Source organism: Microbacterium sp. BDGP8, from assembly GCF_029991045.1.
Classification (GTDB): Bacteria; Actinomycetota; Actinomycetes; order Actinomycetales; family Microbacteriaceae; genus Microbacterium; species Microbacterium plantarum.
Genome location: NZ_CP120712.1, coordinates 971,533 through 992,159, shown reverse-complemented (window position 1 = coordinate 992,159; position 20,627 = coordinate 971,533). Strand labels below are relative to the sequence as shown.

The window sequence follows — 20,627 nt, the reverse complement described above, 5'->3', positions numbered from 1 at the left end:
CCGGCCCGCGCCCGCCCCGCCCCGCCCGTGTCCGCCGATACATTCGTCGGAGGCGCGGGGCTGGTGTCGTCTCGCCGCTTCCGCGAGACGACACCAGCCCCGCCGGTCCGACGGATGTATCGCCTCAGGCGAGGTCGGCGGGGAGCGGGAAGCGCAGCACGGCGGCCACGGGTGCGCCGTCGGGCAGATCAGTGCTGCGGACGGCCCGCACCCGGCCTCCCGAGCGCAGGACGCGCGCGGCGATCTCGTCGAGGATCGCGTAGGTGCTCGGCCCGGCGTCGGGCGCGCGGGTGATGTGCCCGGCCTCGTCGATGACGCCCTCATGCTCGAAGGCCAGGTCGAACAGCAGCTCGTCGACGGCGGCGGTGCTCGCGGCGACGGCGGCCTCGCGGACGGATGAGGTCGCGAGCCCCTGCGCCCGGAGCGAGCCGAATCGCTCACGCCACTGCGCGAGCTCATCCTGCTCGTGGGCGTCGAGGATGTCGCGCGCCGCCTGTTCGAGATCGGCGCTCGAGAGCGAGTCCGGGTGCGCGTCGATGCCGCGCTCCAGCAGCAGGCGGTGGGTGTTGACCGCGCGGTAGGCCGGCTCGAGGTCCTGGGATGCGGCGAGGATCAGCGGAACGTCGGCGGGAACGACGCGCACGACGGCGTCCTGGATGATTCGGCTGAACTTCTCGCGCTCGATGCGGTCGCCCGTCGTCCCCTGCGGCCTCGGCATGTCGCGCTGGCCGTCGGTCGTGGTGTGCTCGAGCGCGGCCCACAGGTCGTCGGGAAGCTCGAGTCGACGCTCGGTGAGCCCCAGATCGGGCCCGAGTTCGCTGAGGCGGCCGCCCTCGCGCGACACCTGGATGACGAATGCTCGACGCGGGAACGACACGGCGCGCAGCAGCTGACCGGCGTCGAAGCGGTCGCCGACCGATGCGCGCGCCTCGAGGCGGCTCGGCAGACGGAACGCCTCGACGCGGCCCGGGGATGCGAGCACCACCGTCGAACGCGACTGGCTCTGCCAGAACTCTTCGTCGTCGAGCAGCGCGCGCAGCGATGCGAGCACCGCGTCACGATCGGCGTCGTCGACCTCGGCCTCGGCCAGTTGTCGGGCCGCCTCGTCGATGCCCTCGCGCAGCTGGAGCTGCGCGTGATGCCGATCCGTGGGGATCGGCGACGACGGGGCCACGATCGTCACGCTCGCGGGGTGGCGGGCGCCGATGAGGTCGAGCAGGGATGCGGTCTCAGGAAGATCGGATGCCAACATCGTCTCAGGGTAGGCAGACGACCGCGCGCGGCGTCGAGGGGTTGCATCCAGCCGTGGATGCCGTTAGGTCGTGAACCCGGCGAGACCCGATCAGGCGAGGAACTCCCACGGGTCGAAGGTCTCGATCGGGATGACGCGCACGCGCGGCAGCGGGGCATCGAACGCGTGCACGTCGTACTCGAGGTCGAAGAACTCGACGCCGGGGATCGCCGTCAGCTCGCTGCTGCGGAACTCGGAGAACGCGAGCACGCCCACGCGTCGGTCGGGCCCGGTCAGGGCGGCCACCTCGGCGACGAAGTCACGGTCGTGACTGACGAGCACGACGTCATCGGTCCGCTCCTTCAGCGCCGCGAGCGTGCGCTGGATGGCGATGTCGACGACCTTCTCGTCAGCGTCGCCCGACAGGGGAACCGGCTTGTAGCCGAGCGCCAGCAGAGCCTGCACGAACGACATCGGGAGGTGATTGCTGGCGTTGAGGAAGAACAGGCCGCGCGCCGGCTGCTTCCACTGCTCGTCGACGAACTGCAGCAGCCGGTCCCAGCGGGGGCGCTCGTCCGGCAGCGGGCGACGGCCGAGGATCGACTGACCGAGCGTCGCGTCGATGTTCTCGCCGTCCACGAGCAGCCACGTCACGCGTTCGGTCATGAGGTCCCCTGTCTGCGGATGTCCTCTGAGAACGCTATCAAGCCAGTTCAGCCCTCGGGCGCGAGCGTGACCCGCGCCAGCCGGTCATCACCGGCCGCCGCGTTCCCGCGGCCGTCGGTGTTGTTCGTGAGCAGCCAGAGTTCGTCGCCCGCGACGACGGCATCCCGGACGCGGCCGAGCTCACCCGGCCAGAGCGCGACCGGCTCGCCGACGAGAGCGCCCGCTTCGACGTCGATCTCCCAGACGCGTTCGCCGCGCAGGCCCGCGACGAAGAGCGTGTTGCCGCGCGCCGCGACGCCGCTCGGGCTCGCCTCCTCGGGCGTCCAGGTGATCAGGGGCGCGATGAAGCGCTCGTCATCCGATTCGCCCTCCACGACGGGCCAACCGTAGTTGCCGCCCGCCTCGATGCGGTTGAGCTCGTCGAAACGGTCCTGTCCGAACTCGCTCGCCCACAGGATGCCGTCCTGGGTCCACGCGAGACCCTGCACGTTGCGGTGTCCGAGGGAGTACACCTCCGACCCGAGAGGGTTGCCCGGGGCGGGCTCTCCCTCCGGCGTCAGCCGCAGGATCTTCCCCGCCAGCGAAGCGGGGTCCTGCGCGGCGTCGGACTCTCCCGCATCTCCCGTGGCGACGTAGAGCATGCCGTCCGGCCCGAAGGCGATGCGCCCGCCGTTGTGAACGCGGTCGCGCGGAATGCCGTCGATGACGACCTCCGCACCGCCGAGCCGGCGGTCGCCGGCCTCACCCTCCAGCTGCATCCGCACGACGCGATTGTCGTCAGCCGTCGTCACGTAGGCGTAGAGCAGCGCATCGTCCTCGCCCTCGCGGACCGCGATGCCGAGAAGACCACCCTCGCCGACCGCGGCGGTGAGGTCGATCTCGCCGACGACGCGCGCGAGCCCGTCCGCGTCCACCTCGAGGACAGCACCGTCGTCGCGCTGGCTCACCAGCTGCGTCCCGTCGTCGAGGACGACGACCGACCACGGCACCTCGAACTGGGTGACGACGTCGATCGGACTGCCGGTCGGGCGCCACCAGCCGGGAGAGGCATCGACCGGCGCGGTCGACGTCTCGCCGGGAGTGGGCGTCGCCTCGTGGTCCGGAGGCCGCCGGTCGGCCACGCCGGTGCATGCGGAGAGCAGCAGTGTCGAGGCGAGCAGGGCGCCGACCACGGCCGCCGGCCGAGACCGGCGAGCAGGGATGCCGGTTCCCGTCGAGCGCGTCATCGTTCCAGGCTACGGGCCGGTGAGGATCGCGGCTGCGTCCTGCGCCCATCCGAGCGCCACGGCAGGGCTCGCGAGCGTGGTGGCGTCGTCGGCGCGCGCGAGCACCGTGATGACGACCGGCGCGGCGCCCTCGCGTTCGAGGTACCACGATCCGGCGAGCACCCCGACCGAGCTGCCGCCCTTGAACGCGACGAACGTCCACTCGTCCCCGAACGCGAGACCGGGATTGGCCGACAGGATGTCGCGGACCGGCGCTCCCGCCTCGGTTCGCGCCCGCTCCTGCAGCGCCTCGTGGGCCGCGGCCAGATCGTCGGGGGTCGCGAACCAGTCGGCGCCGTCGCGCCATCCCGGAGTCGCCGCGGATGCGGCGGAGAGGTCGGGCACACCCGCGGGGAGCCGCTCGATGACGGAGCGACGCGCCTCGGGATCGTCACCCGCTCCACCCCACAGTGCGCGGAGGTCGGGGTCGCCGAACAGGAGCCAGAAGAGCTCGCGCGTGGTGAGGAACGGCGTGTTCGCGCCCGGGTCTGCATGCCCCATCGAGACCATCGCCGATTCGACGGCATCGCGCCCGACGGCACGGATGAGCATGTCGGTCGCGGTGTTGTCGCTGATCGCGATCATCTTCTCCGCGGCCTCGCGCACGGTCACCTTCGCGCCGTCGGGACGGTCCTGCAGCTCGCCGCTGGGGAGGCTCCGCACTTCGGCGTCGACGACCAGCTCGTCATCCCAGGTGAGCCGGCCGGCCGCGACGGCGTCGACGACGGCTCCGAGCACCCACAGCTTGAAGACGGATCCGATGGGTCCGGCCGCCTGATCGCCGCCCTCGTAGAGCACCTCGCCGTCGACCTCGCGGACCTGAACGCCGACAGTGAAGGCGGCCTCGTCGATCTGTTGCGTGAGCTCATCCCACGAGGCCGCGGGAGTCCGCTCGGGCTGCGGCGGGGCGAAGAGGAGCATCGCGATGCGGGCGTCGGGGGTCACCGAGATCGACATGTCGTACGTCACCTGCTCGGACTCGATGGTCACGCGGGCCTGGGTCTCGACGCCGTCGTACGCCACGGCCGTCCACGGGGCCGCGGCCTGCATCTGCGTGAACACCTTCTGCAGTTCGGCGGGCGCCAGCTGCTCGAGCGCCGCGTCATCGAAGTGCGTCTCGATGTCGCCGGCATCGGTGGTCTCATCGCCGTTGATCTCGTCCATCACCCAGCGGACCTGCTCGCCGACCGGCGTGGCGGGAATCTCCACCGAAGCGGCAGACGAGGCCGATGCGTCGTCGGGTGCGGGGTCGGCCGCGCAGCCCACGAGGACTGCGGCGGTCGCAGCCGCGACGGCCACGGTAGCCGAGCGCCGTCTGGGGGCACGGGCGGACGAACGGGTCGAAGGGGTATCGATGGGGGAACTCACGCATCCAGCTTGGCGTCGTGCGCCTCCGGCCACCTCCCCCCACAGGAGGAGATCGCACCGGCGTTCACGCTCGCCGCGGCATTCGCCGGCTTCGGGGATCCGACGGTGCCGTTCATCGACGCTCGCCACCGGCGCCATCACTGCGGCGGGAGCGGCAGCTCTCGGTCGGGATCCCAGTCCTCGGTCCACCCGAGTTCGGTGAACAGGCCGTCCAACAGCATCGCCGTGAAACCCCAGACGAGGAACTCTCCGGCATCCTGACGCACGATGAAGCCCGGTCCCCGCCATTCGGCGCCGTCGCGGCGCAGCACCGTGACACCGCGGTTCGCCGGCGCGAGCAGGTCGGCCACCGGCGCTCGGAACACCGCCGCCGACTCCGCTACGTCGACGACGCGAACGGGTGACGGGCGGCGCCACCAGGCGAGCACGGGCGTGACGAGGTGGCGGGAGTACTCCAGCGGCAGCGGCGGAAGCGGGCCGAGCACCTCCACCCCGGCGGTGTCGAGGCCCGTCTCCTCCCGCGCCTCGCGCAGCGCCGCGGCGACGACGTCCTCGTCACCGGGATCCACCCGTCCGCCCGGCAGCGCCACCTGTCCCGGGTGCGATCGGAGCGTGGCCGCGCGGGCGAGCAGCAGGACATCGAGATCACGCGAGAGAGCAGCTTCGGGCGCATGGTCGCTCGGACGGTCGTCGAGAATGCCGAAGAGCACGAGCACGGCGGCGGCACGGGTGCCCGGAGCGGCCTCGGACCCATCGAGCAGCCCGCCCCCGGCGAACCCGGGCCGTGCGGCACGCGCCGCGAGCGCGGCGAGCTGTTCGCGCGCACCGGTCGCGGGCGTCTCGAGGGGCATGACCTCAGGCTACCGAGCCGTCAGTCGCGGCGGCCGAACACGCCCGCCAACAGGACGTGCAGCAACGGCAGCGCCGACAGCCCCATGAGCACCGTTCCGAGGGTCTCGTCGTCGGGGCGCAGGAGCACTCCCCCGACCAGCAGTCCCGCGAAGAGGATCCCCGAGACCGCGCGTCGTCCCAGTCGTTCCAGGCGCGACATGCGCCGTTCGAGCCTGCCGCTGTCGAACCCGAGGTTCCCGTCCTCGAGATGCGTGATGAGCCCGTCGAGCCGCTGCGGCAGGCGCATCGTGACGTCGGCGAGGCCCATGGCACGCCGCGCCATGTCGCGCATAAGATCTCCGCGTTCCTCGCGGAGCAGCCGAGCCGCGTACGGCTCCACCGCGTCCCAGAGGTTGAAAGCGGGGTCGATCGAGGTGCACACACCCGACGTGAGCGAGGCGGCCCGGATGACGAGCAGGAAGTTCTCCGGCAGCTGGAAGGGCAACGCGCGGGCGAGCTCGCCGAACTCCCCCGCAAAGTCGCGGAACTCGCGCGGATCGACCTCCTTCAGCTCCGCGAAGCCCATGCCGCCGAAGCGTGCGAACAGCTGCGTCATGGCGCGCTCGAGCTCGCGGACGTCGGCCGAGGGCAGCAGCGCGCCCACCTGCGACATCCCGGCAACGAGCCCGCGGCCGTCGCGAGCCGCGGCCGCGACGAGCACCGTGCGCAGCGCCTCCCGCGTCGAGGGCGATATCTCGCCCATCATCCCGAAGTCGATGAACGTCAGCAGCCAGTCGGGCCGGTCGTCGCGGCGCTGGTCGGACGGCACCGGCGTGACGAAGACGTTCCCCGGGTGAGGGTCGGCGTGGAAGAACCCGAACCCGAAGAACTGGTCGAACATCACGGAGGCGAACACGCTCGCCACCTCGTGAGGATCGATGCCCGCGGCCCGGAGACCGTCGACGTCGGTGACCTTGATCGCGGTGACGTCGGCGAGCGTCAGGACCCGCGACGTCGAGCGCTCCCAGGCGATCTCGGGAACGGCGACCCGGGGGTTGTCGGCGAACTTCTCCCGAAAGCGTTCGGCATTGGCCGCCTCGTGCCGGTAGTCGATCTCCTCGAGGCTCGTGACGGCGAACTCCTCGACGAGCGCGGGCATGTCCGCGCGGCGCGAGACGAGGCGGATGCGGCGGAGCCATCGGGCGATACGTCGCAGCGCAGCCAGGTCGACGTCGACGATCGTCTGGATGCCGGGGCGCTGCACCTTCACGATGACATCGGTGAACCCCGCGTCGGCGGCCTGCTCCGGCGTCAGCCGGGCGCGATGCGCCTGACCGAGGGATGCCGCGGCCACCGGCTGTTCGTCGAACGACGCGTAGGCGTCGCGCAGCGGCATCCCCAGCTCCGCCTCCGCGGCCGCGCGGATCTGGTCGAAGGGCACCGGCGGCACCTCGTCCTGCAGGCCGGCGAGCTCGGTCGTGATCTCGGGAGGCAGGACGTCGAGCCGGGACGACATGAACTGCCCGACCTTGATCATGAGCCCGCCGAGCTCGACCGCGAGCGCATGGAAACGACGGGCCAGTCGGCGCAGTCGCGCGGTCCGACCCCGTTCGGCGAGGCGCTCGAGGCCGAAGCGGGGCAGGACGATCTCGAACCACCACGTCTGCACGAGTGCGCGCGCGGCGAACCGCAGGATGCGGCGGTAGCGCGAACGCGCGCGCGCATCACCCGGCACCGAAGGGATGCCGGGTGATGCGACGCGATGCGGGTCGGCCGAGGCCACCCGCGTCAGGCCTGCGCGAGCAGGGCGTACAGCTTGCGACGCGCGTCGTCGAGGATCTCGACGGCCTGCTGGACCTGCTCGGGCGATCCGCTGCGGCCGACCTGGGCGGCGGCCTGCGCGAGCTCGACGCCTGCCTTGGGCAGTGCCGTCACGCGGCTGTGGTCGCGGCTCGTGCCCTCCCACGGCGCCGACTTCTCGCCCGCCTCGCCCGCCGCTGCGCGGCCGGCCTCGGTGAGGGAGTAAGTCTTGCGTCCGTTGGACTCCTGGGCGCTGACGAGGCCCTCGTCGGCGAGCAGCTGGAGGGTCGGGTACACCGAGCCGGCGCTGGGCTTCCAGGACCCGCCGCTGCGCTCCTCGATCTCGTGGATGATCTGGTAGCCGTGCATGGGCTGCTCGGCGAGGAGGGCGAGCACGGCGGCGCGGACGTCGCCGCGTCCGACCCGGGTGTTCACCTTCTGCTCGAAGGTCGACTTCAACTGGTCGAACGCTTCGAACACGTTGCTTCCGAGATCGGAGACGTTGAATCCGCCGCGACCTCCGAAGATGTTGTCACGGCCGCCGAAACCGCCGGTGGGGAATGTTCCGCTCATGCTGACCTCCCGGTCGTCGATACGTTAGCGATACCTGACGATATATCGTTACCGCCACCGACGACAGGGTTCGCATGGAATACCCAGCCTCACTCGCCGAGGTCGACGATCTCGTCCGCGTGCGCCGCGATCCACTCCATGAGAGGCATCATCCGCTCCATCAGCTCGTCGCCACGTTCGGTCAGCGAGTACTCGACGCGGGGCGGGACCTCGGGGTACGCGGTGCGGTTGACGATGCCGTCGGATTCGAGCGTTCGCAGCGTTGAGGCGAGCATCTTCTCGCTGATGCCCGTGACCGAGCGACGCAGCTCACCCCATCGGGCGGTGCCGTCCGTCAGAGCCATCAGGACGAGCACACCCCATTTGCTCATGACGTGGTCGAGTACGACTCGCGTCGGGCAGTTCTCCGTGAACACCTGATCGGATGTCGCCCGGATCTGCGCGAAACTCACTGCCATGTAGGTAGCTTACCGAAAAGTGGGTACCCATCGTCTGGAATGTTGGCCCGCCCCGGAACGGTTGACCCGAGCATCACCCGATCGAAAGGATCACCGATGACCATCCTCATCACCGGAGCGAGCGGACAGCTCGGCCGCCTCGTCGTCGACGCCCTGCTCGCCCGCGGCGCCGCCCCTGACACCGTCGTCGCGGGAGCGCGCGACGTCGCGAAGATCGCCGATCTGGCGGACCGCGGGGTGCGCACCGCCCGCGTCGACTACGACGACCCGGCCTCGCTGCGCGAAGCGCTCGCGAACGTCGACAGCGTCCTGCTGATCTCGGCGTCCGAGCCGGGCAGGCGCTTCGCGGGCCACAAGAACGTCATCGACGCTGCCGCCGCGGCAGGCGTCTCTAAGCTCGTCTACACCAGCGCCCCGAAGGCGACGACCTTCGAGTGGGCCCTCGGCGCCGAGCACAAGGCGACCGAGGAGGCCATCGCGGCCAGCGGCGTTCCTGCCGTCGTGGTGCGCAACAACTGGTACATCGAGAACTACGTGCCCGACGTCCAGCGCGCCGCCGAGAGCGGTGTCATCGCGGCATCCGTCGGCGACGGCCGGATCGCACCGGCCTCGCGCGCAGACTTCGCCGAGGGCGCGGCCGTCGTCCTCCTCGAGGACGGCCACCTCGGCGAAACGTACGAGTTCGCCGGAGACACCCGTATCGGGTACGACGCGATCGCCGCCGCGGCCTCCGAGGTGCTCGGTCGCGACGTGACGTACGCCCGCGTCTCGACGGACGACCATGTCGCCGCCCTCGAGAGCGCCGGACTCGACGCCGGCACTGCGCAGTTCGTCGCCGGGATCGACACCGGCATCCGCGACGGCGTTCTCGACGTGGACGACCACACCCTCTCGCGCCTCATCGGGCGACCGACGACGTCGTTCGCCGACGGGCTTCGCGCCGCGCTGGCCTGAGCCGCGACATACCGGCGCGCACCGACCTCGGGGGCGGTGCGCGCCGGCTCTGCGGGCCTCAGTTCAAGGGACGCGTGGACGGCGGGATGACCCCGTTGGCGTACAGCTGCTGGGCGACATCCTGCAGCGCCGTCAGAGCGACCCGCTGTGTCGTCGGGCCGTAGGAGATGCGGGCGACGCCGAGATCCTCGTACTCCGCCGCGGTCAGCGCACCGGGAAGCCCGATGACGCTGAGCTTGCGCTCACCCAGACCCTCCACGAGGCGCCGGGTGATGTCGGCGTCGAGGATGCCCGGGACGAACACCAGGTCGGCGCCGGCGTCGAGATACGCGCAACCGCGCTCGATCGCGTCGGCGATCGACTCCTCGGTCGACCGGTCGCCCGCGCGCACGAAGGCGTCGGTGCGGGCATTGAGGGCGAACCGGACGCCCTCGGCCTCCCCCGCCCGGACGATGGCCTCGACCGCGCGGACCGAGTCCGCCAGCGGCTGCAGGCGGTCTTCGACGTTCGCACCCACGATGCCCACGCCGATGGCCCGGCGCGTCGTCTCACCGGGGTCGCCGAAGCCCGCGTCGAGGTCGGCCGACACCGGGACGTCGCCCGCCACCGCGACGATGCGGCCCACCATGTCGAGCACGATCTCGAGCGGGATGTCGGTGCCGTCCTCGTATCCGAAGGATGCCGCGATCGAGTGACCGGCCGTAGCGATCGCACGGGTCTCCGGCAGAGCCAGGATGGCCTCGGCCGACACGACGTCCCACACGTTCACCACCCGCAGGATCTCGGGGGCGGCATGGAGGGCGGACAGGGTCTGGGCTCGCTCAGCGGGAGTGCTCATGTCGCTCACGCTAATCGTGCGGGGCAGCCGGAGGGCATATGTTGCGCGGATCGACGGCACGTGTCATCGGGCCGCGCCTCAGCCCTGGCGCCCCTTGAAGCGCGGGTTGAGCTTGTTGATGACGTACACGCGGCCACGGCGGCGCACGACCTGCGCGCCGGGCTGGTTCTTCAGCGACTTGATGGATGCGCGAACCTTCACGATGACCTCCTATTGAGAACTGTTATCAACAACAAGGTACGGTGGAGGATCGATCGCCACAACTCGAGCCGGAGAGAACACCGTGACCACTCACCTCGCCGTCACCGGCGTCTGCAGCGCCGAACGCCGTCGTTACGCCCGTCTGTGCGTCATCGCCGGGCGCCACCGCTCCCTCCGCGTCGTCGATCTCGCCAGCGACGCCGACCCCGCTCACGTCCACGCCACCGTGCACGGCATGCCGTCGCTCTGCGTGCTCGATGCCCGCCACGCGATCGACGACCTGCGCGACGAGGCGCCGCTGCGTCGGGCCGTCCCGCACGGAGACGGGCGAGCCGACGTCGGCGCACGCGCGCGGTTGGCGGCGCAGCTGATCGAGGCGGCGAGCGCCGTCGTGATCGTCAACTGGGAACGGATGCCGACGGCCGACCTCTCGATCCTCATGGCGCTCGCGTCGCACCTGGCGCCGACCGCCCGCATCCGGCTCAGCCGCGGCGTCGTCGACGACCTCTCCGCGCTCGGTTTCGGCACCACCCTCCCCCTGCGGGACGCGGGCGACCGCGCCGGATGGACGCGTGCCCTCAACGGCGAGCACGATCCGTTCCTCACCGATCGGCGCGTCGCCACGATGCGCTACGAGCAGTTGCGCCCGTTCCACCCCGGCAGGCTCGTGCTGGCTCTCGATCTGCTCGATTCCGGCTCGTGCGGACTGGTCGTGCGATCGGTCGGGGTCTGCCGTCTCGCGACGCGAGCCGCCACCCCAGCCCGATGGGAGCAGGCGGGTTCGGCCATGTGGATCGATCCGATCGAGGCGGGTCACGGGCTGGACGACGTCGGCCAGGACATCGCCCTGACGGGCATCGACCTCAACACCGCCGCTGTGCGGCACGTCCTGGATGCCGCCGTGCTCGACGACGCCGAGCTGTCGGCGGGCCCGATGGCCTGGCGACGGCTGCCCGACCCCCTGCCCGAATGGAACGTGGCGGTCGGGTCCGAGGACCCGACCGCCGACTGAGCCGCTGGGTGCGGTTCAGACCCGTCCGCGACGATGCGCGCGCCGGCGGATCGCCGTGAGAAGCGCACCGCCCACCAGGAGCACGAGAGCGATCCCGGTCACAGTGGCGGTCGTCGAGGCTTCCCCGCCGGTCGCAGCGAGATCGCGACGTGAGCCGGTCCCGTCACCCGCGCCCGCCGCCTCGGGGTCGGCCGCGCCGGTGCCGCCGGACGGAGCATTACCCGCGCCACCGCCGGTGTCGCCGCCGCCCGTGCCGCCGCCCGCGCCCGGGTCCGACCCTCCGCCCGAGCCGTCGCCGGGGTTCTCGGGCTCGGCCGCGGCGATGACCGTGAACAGCGACACCCGCGAGTCGTCGACGGCGCCGAACGGATCGCTCGTGCGCACGTACCACCCCCGCTCACCCTCCTCCGCGAGCGGCCATGCGGCCGAGAGGATCGAGCCGCTCGCGACGTCCGAGAACGTCGCGATCTCGGTGTCCCCCAGAACCTCCGCCGAGAAGGCGTCGGTGCCGAGCGTTCGCGTGCCGGGCTCGATGCGCAGCTGGTCGTACGTCAGCGCGAACTCCTGCTGCGAGTAGTCGCCCGCCCCCGCCGGGCCGAGCAAGCTCGGCTCGTCGGAGTTGTACACGTCGAGCGAGGGCGAGTAGGTGCGCACGAGCATCTGCCGGCCCTCGTTGTCGAAGTGCAGGAGACGCAGGAACCCGAGACCGCCCTCCGGGAGACCCTGATAGTCGAACAGCATCGAGTACACCGTGCGGTCCAGGGCGCCGTCACCGTCGTCGTCGAATCCGTCCTCGCGCAGGAACGCGTCGTGGTAGTGACCCGAGAAGACCATGCGGACGTTCGGGTTCGTCGCGACGACCTCGTCCATCACCCGCTGCGGGATCGCCCCGAGCCCGCCCGTGGTGAGGATGAACTCGTGCTGCGCGATGATCGCGACGCGGTCGGGGTACTGCGCGAGCACCTCGTTCATCCAGGCGATCGAGGCGTCACCGGGAAGCCACCCGGTGTAGAGCATCAGGAAGTCGATGCCGCCCGCCGAGATGAGGTCGTAGTGACCGCGGTTGTCCTCGAAGCTGCCGCCGTACCAGGGGTTGCCGGCATAGCGGTCCGCGCCGAAGTACGCACCGTAGTTCGAGTAGTCCTCGAGGTGGTGGCCCACATCGTGGTTGCCGGCCAGCACGCCGTACGGCAGCCCGGCCTCGTCGAGGCGGCGGTACTCGGGGTCGGCCCGCTCCCACTGCTCCATCACGTCGTAGTCGTCGATGATGTCGCCGGTGTGGAAGAGGTACTGCAGGTTCAGCTCGTCGCGCCGATCGAGCAGGTACGAGTGGATCGCCTGCTGGTGGCGGTAGGGCTCACCCGGCATGGTGTTCTCGTTGTAGTACTGCGTGTCGGACTCCCAGGCCAGAGTGAAGTCGTAGTCGCTGCGCGGCACATCGGCGACGTTGTGCGGCGTGACCGGAGTCGTCCGGTCGGAGCGGTCCGCGCCCGCGAAGCCCTCCGAGTGCTGGACGAGCATCCGCACCACCCGGCCCGCGCCGTCCGACGCGGCGAAGGCGTAGTCGTCGACCGCGACGACGGCGTCGAGCGAGAACGACTCGTCATCGGCCGCGCTCACGTGGCGATCGACCTCGTCCCAACCCGACCCGTCGGCTCGCTGGACGTAGAGGATGACCGTCGCCCCCGCGTCGGCGTGACCCGACCACGTCGAGCGGACGTCCGAGCCGGCGTCGGCATCGGTGACCGCGACGTCGAACGACTGGTACGGGAACGCCCGGTCGCTCGTGATCTCCTCCGAGACGCCGTCAACGGCGGCGAGGGTGCGCAGCTCGTCGGCCGTCAGCTGCTCGGCCTCGGCGCGGTCGACCGCCCGAGCGTCCTGCACGGTGCCGGACTGCGCGCTGACGTCGCCGTCGGACAGATCGAGCCGGCGCCCCTCGAGGAAGCTCACGTCGAGTACGTCGCCCGTCGGGTCCTCGACCTTCGCCTGCAGGGTCACATCACCCGCTGCGACCTCGGCCCCTTCGGCCGGGGCGAGGACACCGGCGCTCGGCTGCTCCTCATAGGTCGTGAAGGCGGCCGTCCACGTGTCGGTGTTCCCCACGTGGTCGGTCGCGGTGATCTCGACGCGGTGATCCCCGGCCGCGAGGTCGACGGACGACGTCTCGTGAGGCAGCGCGATCTCGACGCCGTCGAGCCGGGCGACGGTGCTCGCGACGCCCGATCCCGCGTCGGCGACCTCGGCGTCGATGACGATGGGCCCCTGATAGGCGGTGCCGTCGACGATCTGCGAGGTGACGACGGGAGCGGTGTTGTCGACCGTCACCGTCCGCGAGAGGGTCGTCTCGCCGTCGGTGGCCGCCACGACGGCGGCACCGTCGGCGCGGGCGGTCGTGTCCCACGAGGCCGAGAGAGCGGCGAACGCGTCGTCGGGCAGCGCGAAGCGCGCCTCGTAGTAGTCGAGCTTGCCGGTGGCCGCCCCCGTGTCGGTGACGCTGTCTCCCATCCGCAGGACCGCCGCGGGATCGTCGTACCCGATGGGCGTGAGCGTCCGCCCGTCGGGCAGGACCAGGCGCAGACCCCGGATCTCGAAGTCGTCGTTGTTCTCGGCGAGGTCGATCTCGGGCGCCTTCTTGGTACCGGCCCACACGCTCACGACGAGCTCGTCACCGCGGACGACGTACTCGACCGGCACCGGGGTCACGATGGTCTCCCACCCCTGCGTGCCGATCTCGAAGATGTTGAGGACGTCGTCGCCGATGCGCACGCCGTTCTTGAAGTAGTAGTTGACGTTCGTCGTGTCGAAGACGAAGCGCGGCTGGTCCTCCAGGGTGGGGGTGGTCTCCACGGCCGCGCCGTCGATCGTCAGCTCGATCGGGCTCGGGTACGCGTCGCCCGCGGCGACGATCTCGGTCGTTCCCGAAACGAACCGGCCGTCCTCGAGGTTGAGTCGGACCGGGTTGGTGTCGACCCCGGCCACCGGAACGCGACGGGTCGACGTCGAGGTGGAGTTCGTGCCGTCGCTCGCGGTGATCGTGTACTCGTACCAGCTCTTGCCGATGAGGTCGGCGGCGTTGACCACGAACGTCACCGAGCCGTCGCCGGCGTCGAGGAGGTTGATGCGCGCCGGAGCGGGGTCGACGTCGTTGGCGAGCTGCAGTGTCACGGTCCGCGCCAGGACGTCGTCGGTCACGGTCGCGGTGATGGCGAAGTCGGTGCCCGGCTGGATCTCGGCGGCGGTGCCGTCGACGATCGTCGGCGCCTGCGTGTCGGGCGCAACGATCATGAGACCGCCGGGAACCTGGTCTGGCTGCACGGCACCCGGCGATGCCGGGGCGAGGTCGACGATCCGCTGCGTCGCGACATCCGCTCCGACGGTGTAACGGATCCCCTGGTCGGCGACGGTGTCATCGGCGCCGTCGAGGTTGTACAGCGCGGTGCTGACGTGACGGCCGCTGTTGGTCTCGATCGCGACGCCCCGAGGCGAGCCGTTCGCCATCCCGGCCGAAGAGATCTCGACGAGGCTCTCCCCCGCGACGAGCCGCGAGCCGAAGTGGTCGTTGAAGTCGGCGGCGGTCAGGGCGTCGTTGGCGCCGTTCTTGATCCACAGCACGAGCGTCTCGCCGGCCGGGATCACGACGTCACCGGGAACAGCCGGCCAGACGCTCGACGAGCCCTCGACGGGGTAGAGGTAATCGATCGTGTAGTCGGAGAAGTCGATCGGATCGCTCGAGGCGTTGTAGACCTCGATGAACTCGAAGGCGTCGGAGCCCGCGACGTTCGCCGAGTCCGGCAGCAGCTCGGTGATCTGCAGCGGCGCGGTGACGACGCTCGGGTCGGGCTTCGGGTCGAAACCGGGCTGTCCCCCGGGCTCCTCTCCCGCGGGCGGGGTGATGGCCTCGGGCGCCACGACGCCCGGGGTGGCCGGGGCCGGCTCGGCGAGGATGTCGGTGCCGCCGTCGACGCGCTCAGCGGGCAGGCGGAAGTGCGCCGATTGCCCGGCTGCCGTCGCGGTGCGCCCGTAGGTCGACCATCCGACGGTCTCGTCGTTCTGGAGGATGCGGATGCCGCGCGGCGCGCTGTTGGCCATGCCGGCCTGCCCCGTCACGCGTACGACGGGGGTGCCGTCGTCGGCGCCCCAGTGAGCGCGGAACTCGTCGATCGAGTGCGCGAAGGAATCCACGCTCCCCGCGGTGTAGCTCAGCCAGAAGACCACGGTTCCGCCGGCGGGGACCACGACCGGATCGGCCACGGTGAGCGGCACGTCGCGGGCCCGGTCGGCACCGTCGACGTACGTGTAGGCGAACGAGAAGCCCGCCGCCGCCAGATCGAGGTCGGTCGCGCCGCGGTTGTGGACCTCGAAGAACTCGTAGTCGTCGACCCCGACGTTGTCGGGGGCGATCTCGGTGACGATGAGCGCGCCGGATGCCGCGTCGGCCGCCGTCGGCACGAGAGCGGTGGGCGATGCGAGCGCGGGCGCCGCGAGCGCGAGCGAGAGGGCTCCGGCGGCGAGCGTCGCCGTCGTCGCGATGGTCAGGAAACGGGCGCGTGGGCGCTCAGCGGGCATGACAAGCCACCTTCGGTGCAAGAGGGATGCCGCCGACCGTAGGGACCGCGCACGATCACGGAGTGAACGATCCCTCCCCGCGAGGTGTCCGCCCGGTGACGCGCCACGTCATCTCGATGTGCTAATCGCGCGTGGCGTTCACCGGCTGTTCACGGATCGGTGGTGCGCTGGACGGGTGTCGAACCTCGCCGCCGTGTTCGCGGTGTTCCTGCGCCTCGGACTGACATCCTTCGGCGGCCCGATCGCGCACCTCGGCTACTTCCGCGACGAGTTCGTCGAGCGCCGGCGATGGATCGGCGATCGGACCTACGGCGAACTCGTGGCCCTGTGCCAGTTCCTGCCCGGGCCCGCCTCGAGTCAGGTGGGGTTCGCGATCGGCCTGCGCCGCGCGGGACTCGCGGGCGCGGTCGCGGCCTTCGCCGCATTCACCCTGCCCTCCGCCGCACTCATGGTCTGGGCGGCGAGCGGAATCGGGGCCGTGACCGGCACCATCGCGACCGGAGTCGTCGACGGGCTCAAGGTGGTCGCGGTGGCCGTCGTCGCACACGCCGTCTGGGGCATGGCGAGAAGCCTCGCACCCGACCGACCGCGCGGGACGATCGCGATCACGGCAGCCGTCGGGGTCGCACTGGTGGGCGGGCCGTTCGCCCAGTTGGGGGCGATCGCCCTCGGCGCCCTCGCGGGGATCCTGTGGCTGGGCGAGGGGTTCCCCGACTCGGATGACGCCGCCGACGCGGACGCCCTTCCGAGCGCGAGCACCCGTGTCGGGGTCACCGCGCTCGTGATCCTGACCGGCCTCCTCGTCGCGAGCCCGATCGCGGCTCGGGTGACGGGAGACGGCTCGCTCGCACTGTTCGACGCCTTCCTGCGCTCGGGCGTGCTCGTGTTCGGCGGCGGCCACGTGGTGCTCCCCCTTCTCGAGAGCGCCGTCGTCGGCCCGGGCTGGGTGGATGCCGGGACGTTCCTGGCCGGCTATGGTGCGGCGCAGGCCCTGCCCGGTCCGCTGTTCGCCTTCTCGGCCTATCTCGGGGCGCTCGCGAGCGTCGGCCCGGGTGGCGTGGCCGGGGCCATGATCGCGCTCGTCGCGATCTTCCTGCCCGGCTTCCTGCTGCTCCTCGGTGCGCTGCCCGTGTGGGCCGTCGTGCGGCGCTGGTCCCGGGCACGAGGCCTGGTCCGCGGAGCGAGCGCCGCGGTCGTCGGCATCCTCGGCGCCGCCCTCTACGACCCGGTGTTCACGACGTCGGTCACCCGCGTCGACCAGTTCGCGCTCGCCCTCGTCTGTTTCGGGCTGCTGACGCTCTGGCGCTGCCCGGCCTGGGTGGTCGTGATGCTGGGCGCCGGCGTGGGGGCGACGACGGCAGCGCTGATCAACGGCTGACGAGCGACGGTGCGGAGTGGGCTCCACCCGATGTCCGGGCCTGTTCCTCCGCGCGTTCACGTCGCTCGATCACGACGTTGACGACCCCGAGCACGAGGACGAGGACCGCGGCGATCGTCGGCAGGAGCATCGCCAGCCGGACATCACCCGCCTCCGCGATCGCGCCGGTCGCGGCTGACGCGAGCGCTTGCGCCAGCGTCAGCGCCGATCCGAGGAGCGTCATCGTGGTCGCCGACCGGCCGACGGGGCTGCGGTGTCCCGCGATGCTGAACAGCGTCACGAGCGTCGGTCCGACGCCGAGCCCCATCAGCAGCAGCATGACGATGACCGCGCCCAGCGAGTCCGAAGCGGCGTAGCCGCCCGCCGAGACGGCCAGCACGGCGGCGAAGACGAGCCAGCGGTGACGCAGGGCGAAGCCCGACGGCAGGAGCACCACCGCGAGGGCGAGGGCGGCCGAGCCGATTCCCATGAGGCCGTAGAGCAGCCCGGCCTCGACGTCGTCGCCGGCGGTTTGCGCGAACGCGGTGAGCGAGGTCAGCGTCGCTCCGAAGAAGAGTCCCACGCCGAAGGTGCCCGCGACCAGGACGAGGACGCGCCCGCGCAGCACCTGCGCGATCGGCGCCCGCTCCTCGCTCTCACCGGGGTCGAGGGCGGTCGCGGCGATCCGCCCGCTGGGGTGGAGGGCGAAGGCGGTGACGAACACGAGGCTGAGAGCTGCGGCGATCGCGATCGGGGCCCAGGGCGCGATGACGGCCGCGAGGATGCCGACGAGGAACGGGCCGATCACGAACGCCGTCTCGTCGGCCGCCGACTCGTACGACATGACGCGCGAGAGCGTGCGTGGCCGGTGCTCGGCACCGAGGCGCGCCCGGATGATGCCCATCAGCCGGCTGCGCGACATGGCTGCCGCTTGCGGAGCGCTCAGGCCGATCGCCGCGGCGGCGGTCAGGATGAGCGGGTCGGGTGATCCGGCGGTGACGACGATCGGGAACACCCCGAGCAGGATGCCGTTGAGGATGCCGAGTGGAACGAGCACCCGCCGCTGCCCGAACCGGTCGACGGCGTCGCCGATCACCGGGCCGGCGATGACGACGCCGATGCCGACGGCGGCCGACGTGAGCCCGCCGAGCCCCACCGACCCGGTCGCAGAGACGACGAGGGTGAGGACACCGACGACCATCATCGCGAAGGGAAGCCGGGCGATGAACGCGATCGGGAAGAACGCCCAACCCGTGTGGCGGATCAGGGAACGATCATTCGACGTCATGCATGCCTCCGAGCAGTCAGCTCGTTCTCACGTGCCGCCTTGCTCCGTCAGCAGGTAGTTGCATCGCTTCGTCCGGGCCGGCGCCGCGGACTGCTCGATTCTACCGGCGGAACAGCTCCTCGGCCACGAGCGAGAGATCGTGCAGGTCGGAGACCCCGGCGAGTTCGCGCGCCGAGTGCATCGAGAGGATCGGGATCCCCACGTCGACGGTGCGGATGCCGAGCCGCGTGGCGGTGATCGGCCCGATCGTCGACCCGCAGGGCACGCCGTTGTTCGACACGAACTCCTGGCTGCGCACGCCCGCCGCGTCGCACCAGCCGTTCCATGCGGCGGCCCCGACGCCGTCCGTCGCGTACCGCTGGTTGGCGTTGATCTTCAGGATCGGCCCCGATCCGAGCACCGGCAGTACGACGGGGTCGTGCTTGTGGGCATAGTTCGGGTGCACCGAGTGCCCGACGTCGCTCGAGACGCACCAGGATGCCGCCAGGGCGCGCATCCCCTCCTCGCGATCGGCACCGAGGCCGAGCTGGATGCGCTCGATGACATCGGCGAGGAAGGGACCGGCCGCACCCGAGCGGGTCGCCGACCCGACCTCCTCGTGGTCGAAGACGGCGAGCATCGCGATGTGCCCGGCGTCGAAGCCTCCGGCGGCTCGCTCCAGCGCGACGACTCCGGCATGGACGGAGGCGAGGTCATCCAGCCGACCGGCCGCGAAGAAGACGTCCCCCGCGCCGAAGACCGAGCCCCGGGCGGCATCGGCCGTCACAACGTCGTAGCCGCGGATGCGGGCGGCATCCACTCCCGCCTCGCGGGCGAGCTCGCCGAGCAGGTCGGCGGAGTCGGCGGACCCGAGCCCCCACACCGGCTGCGTCTGCGTCTGCTTATCGAGGGCGAGGTGGTCGTTCGCCTCGCGGTCGAGGTGGATGGCGAGCTGCGGCAGGCGGAGGAGCGGGCCCGTCGCGGTGAGCACCGCGGTGCCGTCGTCGAGCACGAGGCGGCCGGCCAGCCGCAGCTCGCGGTCGAGCCACGAGTTGAGCAGCGGTCCGCCGTAGACCTCGACCCCGGCTTGCAGCCAGCCGAGCCGGCCGGTGGTGGGGCGGGGCTTGAGCTTGAAGGCGGGCGAGTCGCTGTGCGCGCCGAACACCCGGACGGGCGTCACCGCGGTCGCCGCTGCCGGCACGATCCACGCGAGCACGGCTCCGTCGCGCACCACGAGGTAGCGCCCGCCCGGTTGTTCCGGCCACTGCTCGTCTTCCGCCAGCGCGGTGAAACCGGCTGCGGTGAGGCGTCGCGCCACCTCGGCAGCGGCATGGAAGCTCGACGGCGACGCGGCGACGAACTCGGCGAGGTCGTCGGCGTGGGAGCGGGCGGCGGCGGTGACGGCGGACACGGTGACTCCTGGATCGTTGAGGGGCTCCCTCGATCGTAGGCGCACCCGCCGCCGCGGCCCGGGCTCAGCCGTTGGCATCGGTGCGCATCGGCGGGCACTCCGATCCCGGCGTGGTCGCCAACTCGAAATGCCACGGCTCGTTGCCGTAGGTCTGGCAGATGCCGAACTCCGAGCCGTACGAGATCAGCCAGTACTGCGCGTCGACCGGCCCGATGTCGATGGCGTCGCCGCTGACGTGACGCGACTGCTCGGGGGTGGCGACGTAGGCGCGGGCGGTCTCCTCCCCCACCGAAGCGATGCGGTCGTCGAGGAGCCACTGCTGATACCCCGCGCTGCGCCATCCGCTCGTCACGCCCAGGCGGATGCCGTCGTCCGCGGCACGCGCCTCGGCAGCGCGCATCGCCGCCAGCAGCTCCGGGTCGATGCGCGAGATGGCCGGCAGGTCGTCATCCCACAGACTCACCTGCACGCCGTCGTCGATGTACCCGTCGTCGGCCGACGGCGTGAAGACCGCGCCCGGGAAGACCGGCGGCATCGGCGGCAGCTGAAGACCCGATGAACCGGCGAGCGCACCGATGGCGGAGGCGCCGAGGGCGACCGCACCCGCGACGGCAACCGCGCCGAGGGCGAGGCGGCGACGGCGAACACGACGGGATGTGCGCGCTCGCGGGCGCGGCGGCACGAAAGTCACCCGCCGTCCGGATTCGGTCGTCGGCAGCGCGAGCGGGCGGGTCGGAACCGGGGCGGAGGAAGTGCTCATGCTCCCAGTGGACGAGAGCGGATGTTGCACCGGTGTCGCCGATTCCGCATACGCCCGCGATACATG

At 71.3% G+C, this 20,627-nt stretch carries 17 protein-coding genes; 3 read left to right on the top strand and 14 right to left on the bottom strand.

Annotated features, from left to right (window positions below; all coding sequences use genetic code 11):
* Nucleotides 1-124: 124 nt before the first annotated feature.
* The 8 genes from P6897_RS04690 to P6897_RS04655 all read right to left on the bottom strand — a co-directional run bounded on the left by P6897_RS04690 (nucleotide 125) and on the right by P6897_RS04655 (nucleotide 8,192).
* Nucleotides 125-1,252, bottom strand: a complete 1,128-nt coding sequence (locus P6897_RS04690; RefSeq protein WP_282502251.1) for a hypothetical protein — start codon at nucleotides 1,250-1,252, stop codon at nucleotides 125-127.
* 90 nt (nucleotides 1,253-1,342) lie between these two features.
* The gene (locus P6897_RS04685) at nucleotides 1,343-1,897 is read right to left on the bottom strand and encodes an NYN domain-containing protein (protein WP_282502250.1); all 555 of its coding nucleotides are present in this window, start codon (nucleotides 1,895-1,897) and stop codon (nucleotides 1,343-1,345) included.
* A 47-nt stretch (nucleotides 1,898-1,944) separates the two neighbouring features.
* Nucleotides 1,945-3,123, bottom strand: a complete 1,179-nt coding sequence (locus P6897_RS04680; RefSeq protein ID WP_282502249.1) for a PQQ-dependent sugar dehydrogenase — start codon at nucleotides 3,121-3,123, stop codon at nucleotides 1,945-1,947.
* Nucleotides 3,124-3,132: 9 nt separating this feature from the next.
* Complete coding sequence (locus tag P6897_RS04675; protein WP_282502248.1) at nucleotides 3,133-4,461, bottom strand: Cpe/LpqF family protein; 1,329 nt, start codon at nucleotides 4,459-4,461, stop codon at nucleotides 3,133-3,135.
* A 206-nt stretch (nucleotides 4,462-4,667) separates the two neighbouring features.
* Nucleotides 4,668-5,381 (bottom strand): CoA pyrophosphatase, encoded by a 714-nt coding sequence (locus P6897_RS04670; RefSeq protein WP_282502247.1) that lies wholly within the window; start codon nucleotides 5,379-5,381, stop codon nucleotides 4,668-4,670.
* Nucleotides 5,382-5,401: 20 nt separating this feature from the next.
* Complete coding sequence (locus tag P6897_RS04665) at nucleotides 5,402-7,096, bottom strand: AarF/UbiB family protein (RefSeq protein WP_282502246.1); 1,695 nt, start codon at nucleotides 7,094-7,096, stop codon at nucleotides 5,402-5,404.
* Nucleotides 7,097-7,149: 53 nt separating this feature from the next.
* Entirely contained in the window at nucleotides 7,150-7,734 is a 585-nt protein-coding gene (locus P6897_RS04660) for a PadR family transcriptional regulator (protein WP_282502245.1), read from the bottom strand.
* An 89-nt stretch (nucleotides 7,735-7,823) separates the two neighbouring features.
* Nucleotides 7,824-8,192 carry a helix-turn-helix domain-containing protein gene (locus tag P6897_RS04655; protein ID WP_282502244.1) on the bottom strand — a complete coding sequence of 123 codons (369 nt, stop codon included), beginning with the start codon at nucleotides 8,190-8,192 and terminating at the stop codon, nucleotides 7,824-7,826.
* A gap of 96 nt (nucleotides 8,193-8,288) precedes the next feature.
* On the opposite strand from P6897_RS04655, the gene P6897_RS04650 reads away from it, so the two are divergent.
* Nucleotides 8,289-9,146 carry an SDR family oxidoreductase gene (locus tag P6897_RS04650; RefSeq protein WP_282502243.1) on the top strand — a complete coding sequence of 286 codons (858 nt, stop codon included), beginning with the start codon at nucleotides 8,289-8,291 and terminating at the stop codon, nucleotides 9,144-9,146.
* Nucleotides 9,147-9,204: 58 nt separating this feature from the next.
* On the opposite strand, the gene P6897_RS04645 is transcribed toward P6897_RS04650, so the two are convergent.
* A complete protein-coding gene (locus tag P6897_RS04645; protein WP_282502242.1) occupies nucleotides 9,205-9,984 on the bottom strand; it encodes an isocitrate lyase/phosphoenolpyruvate mutase family protein in 780 nt (259 codons plus the stop codon).
* 78 nt (nucleotides 9,985-10,062) lie between these two features.
* Nucleotides 10,063-10,185 (bottom strand): type B 50S ribosomal protein L36, encoded by a 123-nt coding sequence (ykgO, locus tag P6897_RS04640; RefSeq protein ID WP_023951906.1) that lies wholly within the window; start codon nucleotides 10,183-10,185, stop codon nucleotides 10,063-10,065.
* 82 nt (nucleotides 10,186-10,267) lie between these two features.
* Between ykgO and P6897_RS04635 the strand changes: the two genes are divergently transcribed.
* Entirely contained in the window at nucleotides 10,268-11,197 is a 930-nt protein-coding gene (locus P6897_RS04635; protein ID WP_282502240.1) for a GTP-binding protein, read from the top strand.
* A 15-nt stretch (nucleotides 11,198-11,212) separates the two neighbouring features.
* Here P6897_RS04635 and P6897_RS04630 read toward each other — a convergent pair whose 3' ends face one another.
* Nucleotides 11,213-15,766, bottom strand: coding sequence for a lamin tail domain-containing protein (locus P6897_RS04630; protein ID WP_282502239.1), 4,554 nt, complete (start codon nucleotides 15,764-15,766; stop codon nucleotides 11,213-11,215).
* A 175-nt stretch (nucleotides 15,767-15,941) separates the two neighbouring features.
* On the opposite strand from P6897_RS04630, the gene chrA reads away from it, so the two are divergent.
* Complete coding sequence (gene chrA, locus P6897_RS04625) at nucleotides 15,942-17,144, top strand: chromate efflux transporter (RefSeq protein ID WP_282502238.1); 1,203 nt, start codon at nucleotides 15,942-15,944, stop codon at nucleotides 17,142-17,144.
* Here chrA and P6897_RS04620 read toward each other — a convergent pair.
* The 3 genes from P6897_RS04620 to P6897_RS04610 all read right to left on the bottom strand — a co-directional run bounded on the left by P6897_RS04620 (nucleotide 17,134) and on the right by P6897_RS04610 (nucleotide 20,561).
* Nucleotides 17,134-18,411: an MFS transporter gene (locus P6897_RS04620; RefSeq protein WP_282502237.1), complete on the bottom strand. Its 1,278-nt coding sequence runs from the start codon at nucleotides 18,409-18,411 to the stop codon at nucleotides 17,134-17,136. The genes chrA and P6897_RS04620 overlap by 11 nt on opposite strands.
* 100 nt (nucleotides 18,412-18,511) lie before the next feature.
* Nucleotides 18,512-19,801, bottom strand: coding sequence for a M18 family aminopeptidase (locus tag P6897_RS04615; RefSeq protein WP_282502236.1), 1,290 nt, complete (start codon nucleotides 19,799-19,801; stop codon nucleotides 18,512-18,514).
* 64 nt (nucleotides 19,802-19,865) lie between these two features.
* Nucleotides 19,866-20,561, bottom strand: a complete 696-nt coding sequence (locus P6897_RS04610; RefSeq protein WP_282502235.1) for a M15 family metallopeptidase — start codon at nucleotides 20,559-20,561, stop codon at nucleotides 19,866-19,868.
* Between the last annotated feature and the right edge of the window lie 66 nt (nucleotides 20,562-20,627).